19 protein-coding genes are annotated in these 18,985 nt (G+C 54.9%); 5 read left to right on the top strand and 14 right to left on the bottom strand.

Annotated features, from left to right (window positions below; translation table 11 throughout):
- The first annotated feature begins 30 nt into the window (after positions 1-30).
- Positions 31-1,206, top strand: coding sequence for an alpha-hydroxy acid oxidase (locus WG929_RS05180; RefSeq protein WP_416205171.1), 1,176 nt, complete (start codon positions 31-33; stop codon positions 1,204-1,206).
- On the opposite strand, the gene WG929_RS05170 is transcribed toward WG929_RS05180, so the two are convergent.
- From WG929_RS05170 to WG929_RS05160, 3 genes are all read right to left on the bottom strand, one after another.
- Positions 1,163-2,437, bottom strand: a complete 1,275-nt coding sequence (locus WG929_RS05170; protein ID WP_435873311.1) for an aldehyde dehydrogenase family protein — start codon at positions 2,435-2,437, stop codon at positions 1,163-1,165. The genes WG929_RS05180 and WG929_RS05170 overlap by 44 nt on opposite strands.
- A 27-nt stretch (positions 2,438-2,464) precedes the next feature.
- Complete coding sequence (locus WG929_RS05165) at positions 2,465-4,081, bottom strand: GMC family oxidoreductase (protein ID WP_416205170.1); 1,617 nt, start codon at positions 4,079-4,081, stop codon at positions 2,465-2,467.
- A gap of 233 nt (positions 4,082-4,314) precedes the next feature.
- Complete coding sequence (locus tag WG929_RS05160; RefSeq protein ID WP_416205169.1) at positions 4,315-4,707, bottom strand: DOPA 4,5-dioxygenase family protein; 393 nt, start codon at positions 4,705-4,707, stop codon at positions 4,315-4,317.
- A gap of 387 nt (positions 4,708-5,094) precedes the next feature.
- Here WG929_RS05160 and WG929_RS05155 point away from each other — a divergent pair, with 387 nt between their 5' ends.
- Positions 5,095-5,373, top strand: coding sequence for a hypothetical protein (locus WG929_RS05155; protein WP_369857896.1), 279 nt, complete (start codon positions 5,095-5,097; stop codon positions 5,371-5,373).
- Positions 5,374-5,734: 361 nt separating this feature from the next.
- On the top strand, positions 5,735-5,953 hold the full coding sequence (locus tag WG929_RS05150) for a helix-turn-helix domain-containing protein (RefSeq protein ID WP_416205168.1): 219 nt from the start codon (positions 5,735-5,737) through the stop codon (positions 5,951-5,953).
- Between the two features lie 148 nt (positions 5,954-6,101).
- On the opposite strand, the gene WG929_RS05145 is transcribed toward WG929_RS05150, so the two are convergent.
- The 10 genes from WG929_RS05145 to WG929_RS05100 are packed head-to-tail and all read right to left on the bottom strand — an operon-like array spanning position 6,102 to position 16,225.
- On the bottom strand, positions 6,102-7,022 hold the full coding sequence (locus WG929_RS05145) for an energy transducer TonB family protein (RefSeq protein WP_416205167.1): 921 nt from the start codon (positions 7,020-7,022) through the stop codon (positions 6,102-6,104).
- Entirely contained in the window at positions 7,019-7,438 is a 420-nt protein-coding gene (gene exbD, locus WG929_RS05140) for a TonB system transport protein ExbD (RefSeq protein WP_416205166.1), read from the bottom strand. The genes WG929_RS05145 and exbD overlap by 4 nt, the downstream gene beginning before the upstream one ends.
- Before the next feature lie 3 nt (positions 7,439-7,441).
- Positions 7,442-8,482 (bottom strand): tonB-system energizer ExbB, encoded by a 1,041-nt coding sequence (gene exbB / locus WG929_RS05135; protein WP_416205165.1) that lies wholly within the window; start codon positions 8,480-8,482, stop codon positions 7,442-7,444.
- A gap of 11 nt (positions 8,483-8,493) precedes the next feature.
- Positions 8,494-9,915 carry an efflux transporter outer membrane subunit gene (locus tag WG929_RS05130; RefSeq protein ID WP_416205164.1) on the bottom strand — a complete coding sequence of 474 codons (1,422 nt, stop codon included), beginning with the start codon at positions 9,913-9,915 and terminating at the stop codon, positions 8,494-8,496.
- Between the two features lie 2 nt (positions 9,916-9,917).
- Positions 9,918-11,888 (bottom strand): ABC transporter permease, encoded by a 1,971-nt coding sequence (locus WG929_RS05125; protein ID WP_416205163.1) that lies wholly within the window; start codon positions 11,886-11,888, stop codon positions 9,918-9,920.
- Positions 11,888-12,994, bottom strand: coding sequence for an efflux RND transporter periplasmic adaptor subunit (locus WG929_RS05120; protein WP_416205162.1), 1,107 nt, complete (start codon positions 12,992-12,994; stop codon positions 11,888-11,890). Before WG929_RS05120 ends, WG929_RS05125 begins: the two co-directional genes overlap by 1 nt.
- A 45-nt stretch (positions 12,995-13,039) precedes the next feature.
- Entirely contained in the window at positions 13,040-13,390 is a 351-nt protein-coding gene (locus tag WG929_RS05115) for a hypothetical protein (protein ID WP_416205161.1), read from the bottom strand.
- Complete coding sequence (locus WG929_RS05110) at positions 13,387-14,238, bottom strand: DUF3325 domain-containing protein (protein WP_416205160.1); 852 nt, start codon at positions 14,236-14,238, stop codon at positions 13,387-13,389. The genes WG929_RS05115 and WG929_RS05110 overlap by 4 nt, the downstream gene beginning before the upstream one ends.
- A complete protein-coding gene (locus WG929_RS05105) occupies positions 14,235-14,612 on the bottom strand; it encodes a hypothetical protein (RefSeq protein WP_416205159.1) in 378 nt (125 codons plus the stop codon). The genes WG929_RS05110 and WG929_RS05105 overlap by 4 nt, the downstream gene beginning before the upstream one ends.
- Entirely contained in the window at positions 14,612-16,225 is a 1,614-nt protein-coding gene (locus tag WG929_RS05100; RefSeq protein WP_416205158.1) for a PepSY-associated TM helix domain-containing protein, read from the bottom strand. Before WG929_RS05100 ends, WG929_RS05105 begins: the two co-directional genes overlap by 1 nt.
- Positions 16,226-16,671: 446 nt before the next feature.
- On the opposite strand from WG929_RS05100, the gene WG929_RS05095 reads away from it, so the two are divergent.
- Positions 16,672-16,971: a hypothetical protein gene (locus WG929_RS05095; protein ID WP_416205157.1), complete on the top strand. Its 300-nt coding sequence runs from the start codon at positions 16,672-16,674 to the stop codon at positions 16,969-16,971.
- Positions 16,972-17,373: 402 nt separating this feature from the next.
- Here the strand turns inward: WG929_RS05095 and WG929_RS05090 are convergent, their stop codons facing one another.
- Positions 17,374-17,904, bottom strand: coding sequence for a sigma-70 family RNA polymerase sigma factor (locus tag WG929_RS05090; protein ID WP_416205156.1), 531 nt, complete (start codon positions 17,902-17,904; stop codon positions 17,374-17,376).
- A gap of 196 nt (positions 17,905-18,100) precedes the next feature.
- Here WG929_RS05090 and WG929_RS05085 point away from each other — a divergent pair.
- A protein-coding gene (locus WG929_RS05085) for an IS5 family transposase (protein WP_416205155.1) occupies positions 18,101-18,851 on the top strand; the annotation gives its coding sequence in 2 pieces (ribosomal slippage) (positions 18,101-18,430 and positions 18,432-18,851; 750 coding nt in all).
- Positions 18,852-18,985 lie beyond the last annotated feature (134 nt).

Here is an 18,985-nt window from a genome sequence, read left to right as displayed (position 1 = left end):
TTGATGGCGCAACCAGACAGGAAACCGGATATGCGACGATATTACCGTGGTTGCGATATGCAACGTATTCTCAGTGTTGCTGAAATGGCCAGCCTAGCGCGCCATCGGCTGCCGGGTTTTGCCTGGGAATACCTGCAGGGCGGGGCGGAAGACGAAATGACCCTGCAGCGTAATCGGGCGATCTTCAGCCGTTATGAGCTGCAAGGCCGGACGCTGGTGCCTAATGATCCACCGGAACTGGCAACCACTTTGGTGGGTACTCCCAGCCGCTTGCCGATGGCTATTGGTCCCAGTGGTTTTAACGGCATGTTATGGCCCGGTGCCGATATCGAACTGGCACGGACTGCTGCTGCACAGGGCATTCCCTTTACCCTCAGTACGGTTGCCAATGCTTCCATGGAAGATGTTCGGGCGCAGGTGCCGGACGTCGATCTCTGGTTTCAGCTGTACGCACTGAAAGCCCCGGAGCTGGAAAAAGATTTACTGGATCGTGCCATTCGTAGCGGCTGCTCAACGCTGGTGGTCACCAGTGATGCGCTGGTGGTGGGGAATCGTGAATGGGATCGGCGCAATTTTGCCAGTCCGCGTGATCTGACCTTGCGCAACAAGCTGGATGTGCTAGCGCATCCGGGCTGGTTGTGGCGGGTGATGGTGCCCGGCGGATTGCCGACCATGGGGAACCTGGATCCTTATTTACCCGAGGGTGAACGCACTGCGCTGGGGGCCATGCAATTTATTGCGGAGCAACTGGATACCCGACTCGACTGGACTCGACTGGCAGCCATTCGTGCCCGCTGGCCCGGTAAAATAATCCTCAAAGGAGTCATGCATCCAGACGATGCCCAGACGGCGATCGCCTTGGGTCTGGATGGATTGGTGATCAGTAATCACGGTGGCCGTCAACTGGACGGGGTCTGTTCCAGCCTGGGAGCGCTGGCGCGTATCGCCCCGCTGGCAGAAGGGAAAATCAGCCTGTTGCTGGACAGTGGTATTCGACGCGGTGCGGATGTCGTCAAGGCGCTGGCGCTGGGTGCGGAAGGGGTGTTGCTGGCTCGCGCCACGCTGTATGGCGTTGCCGCTGGCGGTGCCTCTGGTGCGGGCCGGGTGCTGGATATTCTGGATCAAGAGCTGGTTCGATGTCTGAACCTGATGGGCTGTACCGCTATCGCTGCGCTGGATAAACACTGGCTGCACAGTAACGTCTGACGTCAGACGGGATTATGGGACTGTCAGTCAGCGGTTTACTCTGCGCTTTAAACAGAAAAAACGGGCAGGAGGCCCGGTTGACGTAATTGTTGGCGATACTCCCTCGGTGAGACGCCCCGTTGGCGTTTGAATGCGCGCGAAAATTGCGACACATCTGAAAACCCCCACTTGAAAGCAATGTCAAACTGGGGCTTGTTGGCGAGCGGCCCAAACACGACGGACTCGTCCAGTGGGACCCGATCGGCGCGGCGCTGAGAGCATTACTGAGCTTGCTGGTTAATTCGTCCAGGCGAGAGGCGTGGACGTAGACACGTTCCGGTGCTGCGCAAACCTGGCCCTGGTGAATATACCCGGTCTGCAACAAGCCACCGACGGCACGGTCGATATCGGCGTCTTTCAGCAAGGCTGCCGTGTTTTTACCCCCCAGTTCCAGCGTGCAGCGGGTCATATCTGCCGCTGCCACCAGGTTGACTTTTTTACCACTTGCGACGGAACCGGTAAACGATACTTTGGCAATATCGGGATGTTCAATCAGTTGGCGGCCAGTCTCGCCAGTGCCATTGAGGATGTTCACAACGCCATCGGGTAGCCCGGCTTCTTTCGCCAGTTCGGCTACACGCAAGATGGTCAGCGGGGTAAATTCACTGGGTTTGAGCACCAGCGTACAACCACACGCCAGCGCTGCGCCCAGTTTCCAGATGGCGATCATTAGAGGGAAATTCCAGGGCACGATGGCCGCGACCACGCCGACCGGCTCACGGCGAGTAAAAGCGGTGTATTGCTCCCCCATCATTGATGGAAATGAGGGTTGCAGGGTTTCGCCGGATATTTTCGTGGTCCAGCCAGCAAAATAGCGCAGGAATATCGCACTTTGCTGAACTTCAAACAGGCGCGACAAATTGATTGATTTGCCACTGCAGAGGGTTTCGAGTTGGGCTATCTGCTCGCCATTGGCTTCAATCAGATCCGCCAAGCGGTTGAGTAGCTGGCCGCGAGCATAGGGATTGAAGTTGGCCCAGACAGTGTCGAAACAGTTTTTTGCCGCCGCGACGGCGGTGTTAAGTTCGGCGCTGGTGGCGGTTGCGACCTGACCGATAACTTCTTCGGTCGCCGGGTTGATGAGACTGATGGTCTCGGCACCGGCAGTAAAACAAGGGGCACCGTTAATATACTGGCCATGCTGCTGTTGCAGGAACGCCAGCGTGGCAGGCAACAATTGAATATCAGGCATACGTTATTCCCTGGTGGTTACGGAGAGTTATTGGGCGCTCAGAATCAGGTCAGCACCGCGTTCGCCAATCATCATGGCAACGGCATTGGTATTGCCGCTGGGTACTTGCGGGCAGATAGACATGTCGACCACACGCAGGTTGGGCACGCCGTGGACTCGCAGTTGCAGGTCAACCACAGAATCCAGCGGTGATTGGCCCAGCTTGCAGGTTCCGCCGGGGTGATAGACGGTCTTGATGTTTTGACGGACAAAGGTTTCCAGGCTTTTGATATCGTCGATGGCGATGTTGTCGGGTTCGATCACGCGTTTGACGATGCGCTTCAGCGCCGGTTGCTCGAAGGCTTTCAGCGCAGTTTGTACCGCACGTACCTGGTTTTTCAGGTCGTCCGGGTGCGACAGAATTTGTGCGTCGATTTCTACCAGATCTGCCGGGTTACTGCTTTTCAGGCGTACTTCGCCACGGGATTTGGAACGTAAATGGCCTACCTTGATGGACACACCATGGGCTTCCGCTTCCGGTTTTTCTCCGGGCGTATTGTCGAAGTTGTCGAGCAGCGGCAAAAAGTGAAATTGCACATCCGGGCGCCCGACGCCTTCGCTGTCGATAAACGCGCCGCCCTCAAGAATATTGGAGGTCATCAGCCCGGAGCGTGTCCACATCCACTGCAGCATGTGTTTGATCGCCGACGCTCCTTTGTCTTCTTCATAGATGGAAATATTGTCTTTGGTGGTGGCATTGATCGACAGATGTTGGTGATCGTGGAAGTTCTTGCCTACTGGTAGCTCAATTCGGGGCTGGATGCCGACGCTGATCAGGTGGGCGCTGGGGCCGATGCCAGACAATAACAAGATTTTCGGGCTGCCAAAGGTGCCGGAGCTGACGATCACCTCCTTGCGGGCACTGGCAGTCACGACGACGCCGCCTTTGATTGAGTAAACCACACCGGTTGCCCGACTGTTGTCGGCGCTACCTTCAATATTGACCTTGTGCACCAGCGCGTGGGTAAGAATGGTCAGCTGTTGGCTACCGGCAACCTGCTTCAGATAGGTCTGTGATGTGCTCTGGCGCTCACCGTTCTTGATGTTGGTCTGATAAAACCCGGTGCCTTCCTGAGATGCGCCGTTAAAGTCATTGGTGTAGGGCAAGCCCATTTGTTCGCAAGCGCGGATACAGGTCTGGGTCAGCGGGTGGCGATAACGATTTTCACCAATATGCACCGGGCCGGTTTCGCCGTGATATTGGTCGCCCAGGCTTTCGTTGGCTTCTGTCTTGCGAAAGTAGGGCAGCACATCATCGTAGCTCCAGCCATTGCAGCCCCAGATGTTGTGCCAGTCATCGTAATCCTGCTTCTGGCCACGAATGTAGATCATGCCATTCACCGAGCTGCCGCCACCGAGTACCTTGCCCTGTGCAATCAGCATTTCGCGGTTGTCGCAGTGTATTTGCGGCAGCGTCATATAGGGCCAGGATTTTTGCTGGAACACCTTGACCACGGTAGCGGGAATCTTGTGGAACAGGCTGTCGTCTTTTTCTCCTGCTTCCAGCAGCAGGACGCTTTGACCCGCTTCAATCAGGCGTGCGGCGATGACGCAACCTGCTGAACCGGCTCCGGCGATGATGTAATCGTATTCAGTAGCAGACATGAGTACCTCGATCGTTGACTGATGGCTCTGCTGAAAGTGTTAAACGCTTTCAGTGGATACATCGATTAAACGCTTCAAGGTGGTGGTCGTGCTTGGCAGCCAGTGCCGCGCACACGACACTCTGTGTCAGCGGAATGGAATTAACTGGATGGCAAGCGGGAGGATTGGACGATGACTTTTTCACTGACAACAGGCTTCGCTCTCTCATTAAGAATGTCCCTGGCAGCCTCCGATCAGAGAGTCTGGTTTGATAACAGGTCGTAAACCACACCAAAATCCGGCAGATTCTCCAGTGTGAGTGGACGAATAGCACCCATCCAGATGGCTCGGTCGCGGTGGTCAATCAAGTCTTGTCCGGTAATCGGGTGAATAAACACTGTAAGACCGTGGCGGTTCAAGGCCAGAAACCCCATCACGCTGGAAAACAGCTCATTGGCAAAGGCCAACTGGCAGCTCCAGTCTGGATGTGGGCCGACAAGTTTCTCATGTACTCGACCCATTTGAATGGCTGGAAATGTCTCGGCCAGGGCGAGACACAGATTGCGGGCTTGCTCCAGAGTGGATGTATCAAAATACACATGGGCATGCCAGCCCTTGATGTGGCGGATATCAATCAGATCAGTCACAAGTGGCTCCTGTGGTGGTTTTGGGTCGTTGTGAGGGTGGGGTTGTGTGGATAGCTGTGTGGGTCGTTATGTGGATGCTGTGTGATTACGTCATCATAAAACTATTCGTCAGGAACATGTGGATATTTTGCTTTGCTGTTGTATGAGCCGCTGCTCAGCACGGCCCTTCCTGGCGACTGGATAGGTAATCGACAGCAGGCAATATAGACAATAGAGGTAAGAGTGAGCGATCGGAGTGGATGGCCGGGGTGGCGTTGGTTTCCGACAGCAAAGATTGATATTGTAGCGCTCTTTTGGCCGGGTCAAACGACAGCCGACGACACTCAAAGCGCCGTTGGCAACGGATTCCCGCCGCAGATCTTCTTATACAGGCTCGCCATAACGTTTATGAAAAACCAACTACAACAGCTGTTTGCTCCTCTTCTTAACCTGTTTGAAAAAGGTGAAGGCGAATACAGCTACAAACCTTCATTTCGCAGAATCTTGCTGGTGGTCGGTTACCTGTTTCTGGTGATTGCCAGTGGAGCGTTATACGTTGCCGTAAAAGCAGCCATGTGGGGCGGTTTACTGCCAGGCAGTATTTTTCTGATTGCAGGCCTGGTCTGCCTGATCGTTGGACTGCTGGGCAGTGATCGAGCCGTGGCTCAAATCTGGAAAAGCAAGTAGGTTGACTGGCCGCTGGAGTTTCTCGTTCTCATGCCCCGCGTGGGAATACAACGGTAACGGGTGAGCAGTCTGGGCTTTTGTGACGCAAAGAACAGGTATAAAGACCTAGTGTCCTTTAACAAAAGATAGTCGAATTAATTGGAGATTCCATGGCCATATATTCTATGGTCTATATGTTAGTGCTCTAAATACGCAAGGAGCCTGTTATGGGACGTCCTATCAAAGTATTAACAATCACTGATCAGGAAAAAATAACGTTGCAGAAGTGGTTACGCCGTCGACAAATGCCTGCGGCAGAACAGATGCGAGCCAGAACTGTTCTATTGAGTACGGAAGGTCTTTCAGGACAAAAAATCGGCGAGTGCGTTGGTGTGACGACAGAGACCGTCAGCAAATAGCGGCGTTGCGGCGTCGTTTTGAGCAGTATCGCGTCGCTGGCTTAACGGATGCTCCGCGCAGTGGGCATCCTCGCAGTATCAATGATGACAAAGTCACCGAAGTAATCAACAAAACATTGCCAACCAAGCCGGCTAACGCAACGCACTGGTCAACCACCTTGATGGCGACAGCACCGGACTGAATGCCATGGCGATCAGCCGAATATGGCGAGCCTTTGGTCTGAAGCCTCACCGTCTGGAGACATTTAAACTCTCTCCGGATCCCCATTTTGTTGCCAAAGTAATTCTCACTGCAGCACACGTGAGTTAGAGGTGTCTATCCAGGAATATTTAACGGTTCAGAAAGAATTCTACGGGTACCACAAATTCCAATTGTTCTCCTGGCATTTCCGCTGGGGGCTTAGGTAGCGGTTGGGCGCGTTCGATTAACGTCAGAGTTTCTTCGTCCAACAGCGGATATCCCGTGCTTTGTTCTATGGCTTTCGCCAGTACATTGCCGTCCCTGTCCATCGTGAAACGCAGATAGGCAACACCTTCCTGCCGGTAGCGGCGTGCCTGAGTCGGGTAGCGTTTGGCTTCATTGAGCTTCAGCATCAAGCTGTTTTGCCAGGTGGGAATGGCGTTGCTGTTGGTCATGGGGGCAGAGATGCCGCGATCGGGGGCGGCTGCCTCGACATCCTCCTGAGGCGCATCCGGTGGTGCACTGGCTGTACTGGCTGGTTTTTCTTCAGGGGGGGCTTCTTCCGGTTCTTCCTGAGGGCGTACCTCTTTCGGCTGCTCTTGTTTCTCAGGCTTCGGTTCGGGTTTTGGGTTGACCGCGACTTCCGGTTTGGTGGCGGGCGGCGCAGGAGGAATCTCCGGTTCAGGCTCGGGTGTCGGTGGGGGCTCTGGTTTGGGCGGCGGTGCGGTGTCCGCCTGTTCGGGGCCTGGCGGTTGTTCCGGTTGAGAGGCGGGTGCCACCGGTGCGGGTGCCAGTTCCACCACCATGGCGGCAGGCGGTGGCGCGGGGATACCGGGTGCACGTTCCGGTATCAGCCACCATGCCAGGGGCGCGCCAAGGGCCACCAGCACGATCAGGAGGGAAGACACCCAGAGGACAGTTTCGTCGCTGACCGGTAGCTGCCAGCCTGCAGTTTTCGACGGCGAGGACTCCCGCATCTCCGGAATGATCGACACTACGTGTTGATGGTGAAACCGTCGGGTGCCATCCAGTATGACGGGGCGCGTCTGGCGCGCCAGATTGTCTTTCACGGTTTCACTCCTTCCAGGGCCACCAGCGCGACTTTTAAATAGCCGGCTTCCCTGAGTGTGTTCATGGTTTGCATTAAAGTGTCGTAATCCACCGTTTTATCAGCCCGAAGAAAAATGCGTGTTTCTGTATCACCTTCAGACGCAGCCTGTAAGGCCTGCGCCAAATTCTGAAGATCCACGGCGTTATTGCCCAATGCCAGGGAATGATCGGCCTTGATCGTCAGGTACAACGGTTTGTCCGGTTTGGGCTGTGGCTGTTCGGTGGATGCGGGTAAATCCACTTTCACATCAACGGTGGCCAAGGGGGCGGCCACCATAAAGATGATCAGCAGCACCAGCATCACATCGATAAACGGGGTGACGTTAATTTCGTGGTTCTCCACCAATTCGTCGTCGTGTTGGATTTTGGCGGCCATGGTTTAAATCTCTTTCTCAAAGTGCTTTCCAGTGACCGCATTACCTGTGACCGAATAGTGACTCAGATCTCTGGATACCAACCTCAAGATGGCTGCGGAGGTGTCGCCCACCAGCGCTTTGTAAGCTGCGATCTGACGGGAAAAATGGTTGTAAATTACTACGGCGGGAATGGCAGCCACTAGGCCCAGCGCCGTGGCAAGCAATGCCTCGGCAATGCCAGGTGCTACCACCGCCAGATTGGTGGTTTGTGCTTTGGAGATACCGATAAAGCTGTTCATGATCCCCCACACCGTACCGAATAATCCGACGAAGGGTGCTGTCGCACCAATGGTGGCGAGGATACCGGTACCTTTGGTGATTCGGCGTCCAGCAGCAGCTTCCAGACGTTCCAGGCTGGATGCAACGCGTTCCTTAACACCTTCGGCATCAGCTAGTGTTTTGGCGGACAGACTCAGCTCTTGGCCAGCCGCATGTGTCAGCTCTGTGCTGCCCTGTCCCTTATCCAGTTTTTCATGCGCGGATTTTAGGCTGTCGGCCAGAGTGACGACGCCCAGCGTTCGCCGTTGGCGTTTGACCAGCACTCGTAACTCACGGGTTTTGGCAATTAGCACCGTCCAGGTCGCAATAGAGGCAATCACCAGACCAATCATGACTGCTTTAACGACCCAATCGGCCTGCATAAACATGCCCCATGGGCTGAGGTCGTGGGGTAAGACCGGACCGCTGCTGGCTGCGACTGGCTGAATTGTGTCTTCGGCGGACCCTGTTTCTTCAGCGTTATCTTCGCTAACGGCGTCGGTTTCGGCTGTCTGGTCGCCTTCACTATCGTGGGTATCAACATCTGGTGTTGGTGTCTGCGCAATAGTCATCTCGCCATCGGCATCCACGCTCACCGATACCGGGTGCTGATCAGCGGTGATGCTCAAGGAACTGCCAACAGGGTTATCCGGGGTTGGGGGAGCGGGTGTCGTTTCGGCCGCACAGGGCAGCACAATCATCAAGGTGGTGAACAACAGCGGTAATCGGTAAATACATTGTGACATTATGGTTTTTCCTATTCAGAAAAGTTTTTCTCTGTATTGCTCGCATTAGTGGCCAGGTACTGCGGTGTCCAACCGCCGCCAAGGGCTCGAAACAGATCGACCCGTGCTTGCAGGCTTTGTTGGCGCAGGAGTGCATGAGTATCTTCGGCATCGAACAGATCGGCCTGGCTATCGAGCAGCGTGGTAAGGGCAATGGCACCAGCCCGATAGCGGCTCTCCGCCAGCGCGTAGGCGCGCCGTGCTAAAACTAATTGTTGCTGTTGAGCCTGCCGTTGGGCGTCGATACCGGCGATGGTATTGAGGGCATTAAGGGTATCGGCAAAAGCTGTGACAATGGCTTGCTGGTAGTTGGCCATGCGCGCATCGCGGATGGCGACCGCCGCATCCAACTGTGCAGCGAGGGCACCACCGTTAAAAATCGGCTGCGTCAATCCCGCCACCAGGGTGTAGATCGGGTCGCGCAATATCTGGCTGATTTGTCCATCGCTGCCGCTGATGGTTATACCCAGGTTTACGGCGGGCAACATAGCAGCACGAGCCACAGTGATATCGGCGTCGGCGGAGCGTAGAGCAGCTTCGGCGCGGGCAATGTCCGGGCGGCGCACCAGCAGCATGGACGGGATACCTGCATCGATGGTGGGTGCGGTCAGCGCCTCCAGGGAGGTGGTATGTAGCTCCAGATCTTCAGTGCGACCCAGTAGCAAATTCAGGATGTTGCGATTTTCCCGTTGTTGCTGGTGCAATCGGGCGACAATATGCTGTTGACCAGCGACTTCACGTTGCTGCTGCACAATGTCCAGTTCGCTGGCGGCACCGGCGTCGACACGGAGTTGAATAATACCGAGCAGGCGCTGAGCGGTGTCTAGATTTTGTTCGGCAATATGTAGCCGTTCTCGAGTGCCTACCCACTGCAGCCATTGAAAGGCGACATTGGCGGTGATGCTCAGGCGGAGTATATCGCGGTCAAAACGGCTGTAGGCCAGCAGTGCCTCGGCACTGGTACGATTGGCCCTGACTCCACCCCAGAAATCCAGTTCATAGCTGGCGATTAAACCGGCATAATATTCGCTGCTGTCGTCGTCCTTTTCGAAAAAACCGTTACGGCCTGCTTCGATGTCAGCCTGTAGTTCGGGCCACAGTGAGGCGCTCGCCAACCGCACAGAAGCCTCCGCCAGGCGTACATTGGCGATGGCGGCTTTCATATCGAAACTCTGTGCGGCAGCCAATGTAATCAACTGATCCAGTTCCTGGTTGCCAAAAGACTGCCACCACTTCTCGGTGATGGCTTCAGCGCTGCCGCCAGACGCTGGTGTTTCCTGGTATTGCCTGGGAAGTGTCGGCAGCTGCTCGGTGGACTGCAAATCGGTTGTGTCGATAGTAGTACAGGCTGTCAGTAAGCCTATAACCGGGGTTAGCAGACGGTATGGTTCCATTGTTATTCCCCTGACAATGCATCTACCGGATTCAGCCGCGCCGCCTGCCGGGCGGGTATCAGGCCGAAGATGATACCGGTGGTCATCGCGCAGAAGATGGCACCCAGCAGGGCGCTGAGAGACGGCGCCACCGGCACTTCTGCCAAGTCCAGTACAATAATGATCGCAAGACTGAGTGCTGCGCCAATGGCGCCACCCAGCAGTGAAACCAGTGCTGCCTCGGTGACGAACTGGCGTAAAATATCCTGCTGGCGGGCGCCGGTGGCCATGCGGATACCGATTTCTCGCACCCGCTCACGTACCGTCATCAGCATCACGTTCATCACGCCAATCCCACCTACCAATAGTGATATGGCGGCGATTAGCACCAGCATCAGGGTCATGCTGTTGCGGGTGGCCAGTTCTGCTTGCAGCCGAGCGGCGTTGCTACTCACCCGGAAATCATCACGACCATGGCGTTCCAGCAGCAGAGTTTTGAGCTGTTGTTCTAGACGGTCTACCTGATCGCTGCTGAGTGCCTCCAGCTGGATATAGCTTTCATTTCGCTGTGCCGGAAATACCCTGACCATACCGGTACGTCGAGGTAGGTACAGGCGTTCATCGTGATAGCTATAGCCCGATTCAGCTCCCTTTTCAGCCATCACGCCAATAATTTCGTAGGGGGCATCCTTGATCAGAACCTGCAGCCCCAGCGGATTGGCGCCTTGGGGGAAAAACTGCTGGTAGACTCCGTAGCCCAATACTGCCACCGGTGCCACGTTACGGTTTTCCTCGGCGCTATAAAAGCGGCCCTGCGCTACCGGCCAGCGGTTGATAGCCGGCATAACTTCGTTGGTGGCGAGAATTTCGTAGCGGCGGCTGATATCACCGAAGCGTACCAGCGCCGGATCGCGCAGAATTGGCATCACGCGAAGCACGTCGGGTAGTTGTGCCATGGCGGCGATATCTTCCTCGGTAATCACCCCGCGGGGGCCACCGTTGTCGGGTACGGTAGAGCTCACATACAACATATTTGGCCCCATGGCATTCATCTCTGTCATCACCTGGCGTTTGGCGCCCTCGCCCACGGCCAGCATCACCACCACCGAAGCCACGCCGATAATAATGCCGAGCAGGGTCAGCAGGGTGCGGGCACGGTTGATCCGCAATACCCGCCAGGCGGCGCGGCAGGCATCGCGCAGTTCATCCCATATGAGCGCAATTGCGTGCGGGTTGCTGGGGTTTGATCTGGGCAGAAGGGCGTCTCCAGTGGGCCGCCTGTGGTTATGTTCACGGGTGTCTTCATGTCGATCCTGGCTATCACTGACAATCCGGCCATCCTGAATGTCGATGACGCGCTGCGCCTGGGCAGCGACTTTGTAGTCGTGGGTGATCAGGATCACGGTGTGGCCCTGTGCGGCGAGGTCGCTCAGTAGGTTCATCACTTCTTCGCCAGTGTTGTTATCCAGGGCACCGGTGGGTTCATCGGCCAATATGATATGCCCGCCGTTGATCAACGCACGGGCGATAGACACCCGCTGTTGTTGTCCACCGGAAAGCTGGGAGGGACGATTGTCCAAGCGTTCGCCCAGGCCAAGGCGCTGCAGCAATTCGGTCGCCCGTACTTGGCGGACGGTTTCGTTCATACCAGCGTAGATAGCGGGCACTTCCACGTTTTCGCGGGCACTCTCGGTGGGGATCAGGTGATAGGCCTGGAACACAAAGCCAAAGGCTTCGCGCCGCAGGGCCGCCAGTTGGTCGCTGTCCAGGGTGGCGATATCCTCGCCATTGAAAAGGTATTGGCCGGAGGAGGGGGGATCCAGGCAGCCGAGAATGTGCATCAGCGTAGACTTACCGGAGCCTGATGCGCCAACGATGGCGACAAATTCTCCAGTCCCGATATCCAAATCAATACCGTGCAGGATGGCCACTTTGGGCGCACCGTTTACGCCGCCATAATGTTTTTTGATGTCTCGTAGGCAGATCAGCGGCATCACCAGCTATCCCTGCGGCGCGCATATTTCCGGGTACTGACCACCATCTGTTCACCCGGTTGTAAACCGGCCAGTACTTCCACGCGTAGACGGTCGCGGCGGCCCACGTTGATCCGGCGCTGTTCAGTGTTGCCATCGGGCAATAATACCTGTGCTAGGTAGAGGCCATTAGCGGACGACTCGGGCATAAGCGCTGCCAGAGGTGCCACCGGCACATCGTTAGCAGCGGTGACCACGAAATCCGTTTCGGTGGTCATGCCCGGCATCAGCGCGCCATCATGATTATTCACGTCAAACAGCACAGTGTAAGTGACGGCGCGGGCTTCAGTACTGTCCTCGGCGGTCGGTTTGGGAGGAGCTGGAAGAACCTGGTCGACCTTGCTGTGCCAAGTACGCTCGCTATTACCCAGCGTGTTAAAACGCACCGGCAAACCCGGTTGAATCCGGTGGATATCGGCTTCGGATACCTTGGCCTGAATACGCATGGTGGAAAGATCAGCAATTTGCAGCAGGGCTGGGGTCTGGTAGTTGGCATTGAGGGTTTGCCCCTCTTTAACGTCGATAGTCAGCACGGTACCGGCCATGGGCGCGTAGATCCGAGTATAACCGAGGCGCGCGGTATCGGCTTTGTGTTGCGACTGGGTTTGCTGAATACTGGCTTGTAGTTGTTTTACCTGAGCCATGGCAACCGTGAGATTGGCTTGGGCGGTTTGGACTTCCTCCTCCGGCGTGGCACCATCAACGAACAGCCGTTGCTGGCGCTTGTGTTGCTGGCTGGCGAGAGTCACCTGGGCCTGACGCTCCTGGAGCTGCGCCTTGAGCATGGCCAGCTCCGCCCGGCCGGCGTCTACTACCGCTTCCAACACGCTGGCATCAATTTCCGCCAGCAGTTGGCCCTTTTCCACGGTGTCGCCTGGCTTTACATGCAGGTAGGTGATCTGCCCGGAGACCTGCACCCCCACATTCACTGAATCGCGGGGTTCCACCGTGCCGATGGCGGCGACCACGGCTTCGATATTACCGGTGGCCAGGGGTTCGGTTTTATACACGGTAACCGGGCGGCTGCTCCACCACCAGAACAGGCCTGCGGTGACAGTGAGTGTCACTAAAAAAAGAAGCCAGCGTTGCGGTTTATTATTCGTCATCATAGGTCAGTTAGAAGTGGATAATTCGGCGTGAAACCGGTGTTTATCGATACCCGGGATGTCGCTCCAATCGACTTCGAACATCTCACCGGGGCCTGCATCCATCAAGACATAGAAAGGACTGGCAGGTAGCTCAAAGTGGAAGCGGGAAGCTTTATCCAGCTTGCCGTTTGCCAGCGTGACGCCGTGATAGGTCAGCACCGTCATGGTGACGCCAACGGCCTCGGAGCCATCATGATAACCACCTTCGCAGATGACTTGGTTCTCTTGCAGTTGGCACTGGCAGACCGGGGTATGGGCATATACAACGGAGCTGTAAACCAGAACGATTGGTAACAGCGTAAATTTAAATCTCATGGTTGGCCCTCTTCCAGAATAAACTGCGTCAGCATCGGCGACAGGCGTTCGATATCAAATCGCTGGTAATACACATCACCGTTGGTGCCCTCTACTGTCAGCCAGATGCCATCGTCAAGGGTGGCAGCCCGGGGGATAGGGATTTCTGCTATCTTTTCTGGGGTTCGACCTTCAAAAGCATTGCCCGTTGCCCTGAGGGAATGCGGTTTACGGATCTTCAGATAGGCCATGCGAATGTCCCGCTCGCAGTTCTCACAAAAGCGAATCACAAAAGCCTTGAGCGGAATATCCATCGCTACGATTTCAGGTGGGTCCTGATTTTCCTCGGCAACCGTAAACGACCAGGGGCCAATTTCCCCGTGCACTGCATCCTCTCGCAGCAGCGGTTTTTGCGGAGTGGTCAGCAATTGCCCGGTAAACCAAGCCAAGGGGATTAACAGTGCAGCGGCGGCAAACACGGTGTGCGTGGTGGGGGAGCGCCACCACGCGCCGGAGCTTTCCGTGTCTGCGCTGCCGTCGCTGCGTGGTTCCCGGAGCGGTTTATGTTTTGATGAACTGATCCTGATTTTCTGTGGCGAAGACCAGCGGGGTAAAACAAACACCAGCATAAGGCCGGCGATACTCAGCCAGCCCAGCCAGGTGACAGTGCCAATATCAAACTGCCAGCGATCAATAGCTAGCGCCAACGCTACGGCCAGCAATAACCAGCCTGCCAGGCGTAAGTACTGGCGCAAGGTATCAGGTAACGGCTGACGAAAAACTGCCTTGCCGTGTTTGGGCATGGCCAGCGCCAGGCCGGTAAACCCCAGTAGACTGGTCACAAATACTGCGATATTCAGTTCCGTCATGCCACTCCCCCCGCAGGCAGCAATAGCCAGGACAGCACCATGCACAGAGCAGTGGCTGTCATCAGGCTAAGCCAGATTGTACGCAGTTGCTTGACCGTGAAAATCCACAGAATCACTACGGTGTACAGGGTAAAGCTAAGCATGGTGGTAGCGGCTACCGCTTCGGCTTGCGGCAATGGCCAAACCAGAGCCAGCAATACCGTCGCCGCCGACGTCAGGGCATAACCACCGACCACAGCCGCTAGCACACGGGACGCCACCATCCAGCGATAACCGCCAATTTTGTTGGCCGCTGTTTTCCCTGTCCCTGTTTTTGAACGTGTTGATTCAAGGCTGATTGTCGCGGGGGTAATTAATTTAGAGATAGTCGACATCAAGCAGCCCCCGCCAGCGTTTCGTTGTTGGCAGTCGTGACCTTCAGCGCGGCTTTTTTCAGCCATAGGCGTTTGACCTGTATCGCTATATAACCGAAGGCCAAACCCAGAACCAGCATGGTTAGGTCAAACCCCGCCAATACCCAATCACCAGCGACCAGGGTGTTCAGCAAATGTTTATCGGTGGTCAGGGCGTTGATAACTGGCAACAGGGCAAAACCAGTCGTTGCCAACCACAGCAGTTCTAACCAGGCCTTGCGAATGTCTCTGAAATAGGCGTAGATCAACGCCTCGCCCCAGATCAGAAACAGAAAGTGCATCTCCCATTCGGCGCGGTCGGCCATGTCCACCGGCAGCAGGCGATTGGCCCAGAAGTAAGCTGCGACGCCAGCGGGTAAGCCAGCAATGGTAGCGGCATTCAAGGCTTCGACCAGCCGTAGACCAAAATGGCCGCTGGTTGCCGAGAGTCTTTTGCGGCGCTTGACGGTCCACAGCACCAAGCCGGTGCCGATCATCCCGGCCCCCAGCAGCCCTGCTACGAAGTACAACCACCGCAGCCAGGGCTCGGCAAAACGACCCTCATGCAGGGCTCGTAGGGTCTCGTTGGTTTTCAGGGTTAGGCCATCGGGCGGGTCCAACGGCAGTAGCTCACCGGTATGGGCATGAAAACGCATTATTTCGGCGTCGAACACTCGCACCTGACCACCGCGCACCCGGCTGATATCCACGCGTGGCTCTTCACCGCCATCGTGCTGGATAAACACTGAGCGCACCTGATTCTGCCCCCAAGCGGCTTCCGCCTGGGCGATCATCTTCGGCACCGAGGCAGTAGGGCGGGTAATGGCCTCGTGACTGTGGTCACCAAATAAATCGTCGAAATAGCGTTCAATGGCCTTGTCGTCCGTACCGTAAATAGCGGCAACACCGGCGGGCATGTAGGTAATGCCAAAGAACACCAGCCCGCTATAGGTAATCATCAGGAAAAACGGCAACGCCATTACGCCGATCACATTATGGGCATCCAACCAACTGCGCTGTCCCTTGCCAGGACGGAAAGTAAAGAAGTCCTTGAAAATATTCTTGTGGGTGATCACTCCGGTCACCAGCGAGATCAGCATAATCATGGTGCAGACCCCCACCAGCTTAAAGGCCAGTTCACGGTCGATATAGTGCAAGGCGTAATGCATCACATAAAGCGCGCCGCCGCCGCCGGTATCTCGGGGGTCAACCGTTTTCACCTGGCCGGCATTCCCAGAGTCAAGCGTCTCTCTACCGAAAATGCCGTGCTCGTGGCCTTCCTTGGGCATGGTTTCCCAACTGATGGAAAACTCCTCCCAGCGACGAAACGCCTGGGAGTGGTGGGGCAGGGTGATGCTCCACCACTCTGCATCAGGGGCGACTTCCTGCAACCGATCCATGGCGGCCGTAGCCAGCTTGCCGTTATCCTGAGGCCCCGGCTGGTACATAGGCAATTCCGGCTGCATCCAACGGGTGATCTCGGAGTTAAAGTACCCGGCGGTACCCGTCACAAACACAAAAAATAGCACCCAGCCCACCGCTAGGCCAGACCAAGTGTGCAGCCAAGCCATGCTCTGGCGGAATCCTTCTTTCACGGCTATAAACCTCTAACAATAATGTTGGTTGATTGACAGTCGTGCCTCAGCGGTTGCCGTAATTGCCCATCGCTGAAAACCACACGAAAGCCCCCGCAGACCATGCTTCGGGAGTTGATTCAATAATGTACTTCTGGCTGAGGATGCCTGCGCATACAGCGCGCGTTTGCTATGTACGCACTAAAACGAATCGGTGCTGCAAAAGAGACAGCTTTTTTAAGAAGACCCTAAGACCAGTCGCTTTTCTTACCCGGCAGGAATGCAGTCCAGATAGGAAACGGGTCGGCGCGGTCAAAATTTAGGAAAAAATCAAAACCGGCATTATTTATCGGGTAGCAGTCTGTTCCGATTGCTGTCAGCGACCCAGATGATCAATAGCGGTGGCAGCATAGTTCCCAAGGCCGCCAGATAAGTTCATAGATGGTAGTAATCAGGAGGGGCATCTCATGCAAACCTGGAAAGCGCTGATACAGGAAGGTAACGACCACTTCCAAAACACCAACTACGGAGAGGCCCCGCTGTGTCAGCATATTCAGGCCTGTGAACGGGCGGCAAACTTTTCCTCCTTTGGCTGGATACCGAAGGAGGCGGTTATCGCGACTCTGGTCAGTTACCACGGTCTGGAGGAAAACCTGAAATACCAAGGCCTGTATCAATCCGCACTGGCGGTATTGCAGAAGGTTTATCAATTTAAATTTATTGAGGGAACGGCTGGGGATGCCAGATATAACGGCTCAACAGCGTGAGACACTGTTGCGCAGTTCCCAGCAGTCCCGCCAGCAGTTGTTGGCTTTCGCGCAGGTCATAAAGCTATCGTATGATGAGGTGTTCACGAGCGAGACTAGCCCATTGTGATATCGGATTGGCAGAGATTCTATACGGGTTGTTAATTGGTCGCTCACAAAACTCTTGAGTCGTGCGGTTGCGTCAGTCGCAGTGGGTTATAGTTTCATCTTCTTGAAAATGGACTTCGGTATAGAGCGAATAATAGACATGATACCCCACCAGAACCAGGGCAGATAAACAGTATTACGCCGTTTATCCACAGCCTTAACAATGCCAGTGGCCACCTGATCGGCGGTGGCTCACAGCGGGCCACGTTTGTCGAAGCATAAGAATATAAGAATTTGGCACGACTCGTAGACTGGTTAGAAATAATCTGCGCAATGAATCAGTGCATCCCTGATCATGAAATTGACCAGCGTCGGTGAGACGCCCAACTCCCTGGCGATGTCCTTTTGGGGAATACCGTATATCCGATGCTGTTCAAAGACATAGCGGGTGCGGTCGGGTAGTTCTGCCAGTACGATTGTCAGTCGCTCCAGTGCCTGACGATCCTCACAGATTTTTTGTGGGGAAATATCGTCAGATTTGACCTCTTCAGGCGCGACATCACTGGATATATGCTTGTGGATCAAGGCCTGTTTGCGAAAGTGATCAATGGACAGATTACGGATGATCTGGAAAAGGTAGTTGAGCTGATCCCTAGAGGAAGAAATTTTGCTTGAAGTGGGGGGCGGGGCGGAAGTCAGCCTGAAGAAGGCATCCTGTACCATATCTTCCGCATAGTGATTGCACCCGGTGAGTTTGTAGGCGAACCGGAGTAATATAGGCAGGTTTTCCGTATAGACCTCAGTCCAGGGCGCGGCTGAGGTGCCATGAGTACTTGCGTCCAGCATAATCTGCTCCAGCGTTGTTAGTGACTGTTATTAGCTAAAAAGTCCTAATTCTTCCACGGGGGGGGATGAATCTTAATAATAATAATTATTATTATCAACTTAAAGATCGAATTTTCTTCAGCTTGGAATAGATTCCATTGTTTCTCTAGAGAATGTTCTCAATTAACTTTCTCGGCGTTTTCGCGATTTGCCCAAGATGAATAGAAACGTACTTCGGGATAGCCAATGGGAACGCATCGAGCACCTGCTTCCTGGAAAAACCACGGATTGCGGTGTCACCGCAAAGAATAATCGCCAATTTGTCGAAGCCGTCCTCTGGATTACCCGAACCGGGTCTCCCTGGCGGGATTTGCCACCGGAGTTTGGTCACTGGCACCGGGTGTATGTTTGTTACAATCGCTGGTCACACAAAGGGGTTTGGAAAGCGGTCTTTGAAGCGCTGAGTGATCAACCGGATCTGGAATATTTGATGGTGGACGGCAGTATTGTCCGGGTTCATCAACACGGTGCCTCAAAAAAACGATCGTGATCAGGAAGCCCAGGGAAAATCACGAGGTGGATTAAGCACCAAAATCCACCTGGCCGTTGACAGTATTGGTAATCCAGTGCGACGGCTTCTCACCGATGGTCAGGCATCTGAATATGGGCAATCAGAGTGCTTGATTGCTGGGTTTTCTGCGGATTATGTCCTGCCTGACAAGGGCTACGATTCAGATGCCTTTATTCAACGGATTGAAAGTCAGGGCAGCCGGGCTGTGATTCCTCCTCGCCATCACCGCAAGGAACAACGCGATTACGATAAGGAGCTTTACAGAGAGCGCAATCTGGTTGGGCGATGTTTTTTGAAACTCAAGCGCTATCGCCGCATTGCTACTCGTTACGAGCGCCTGGCCAGAAATTACTTCTCGATGCTCTGTTTGGTGTCATCCATAATTTGGCTGGCTTAGTTGAGAACGCTCTCTAGTGTCCCTTAACAAAAGTTCACTTGGTATTTATCTTATCTGATAATCGAGCAATGGACTCGATGATCTGGTCAGCAGTTTTTTGCCACACAAAGGGCTTCGGATCATTGTTATAAACG

The sequence above is a fragment of the Oceanobacter antarcticus genome (assembly GCF_044962685.1).
GTDB classification, from domain to species: domain Bacteria; phylum Pseudomonadota; class Gammaproteobacteria; order Pseudomonadales; family Oceanobacteraceae; genus Oceanobacter; species Oceanobacter antarcticus.
The sequence above is the reverse complement of the archived record's forward strand: the minus strand, read 5'-3'. Positions and strand labels throughout refer to the sequence as shown.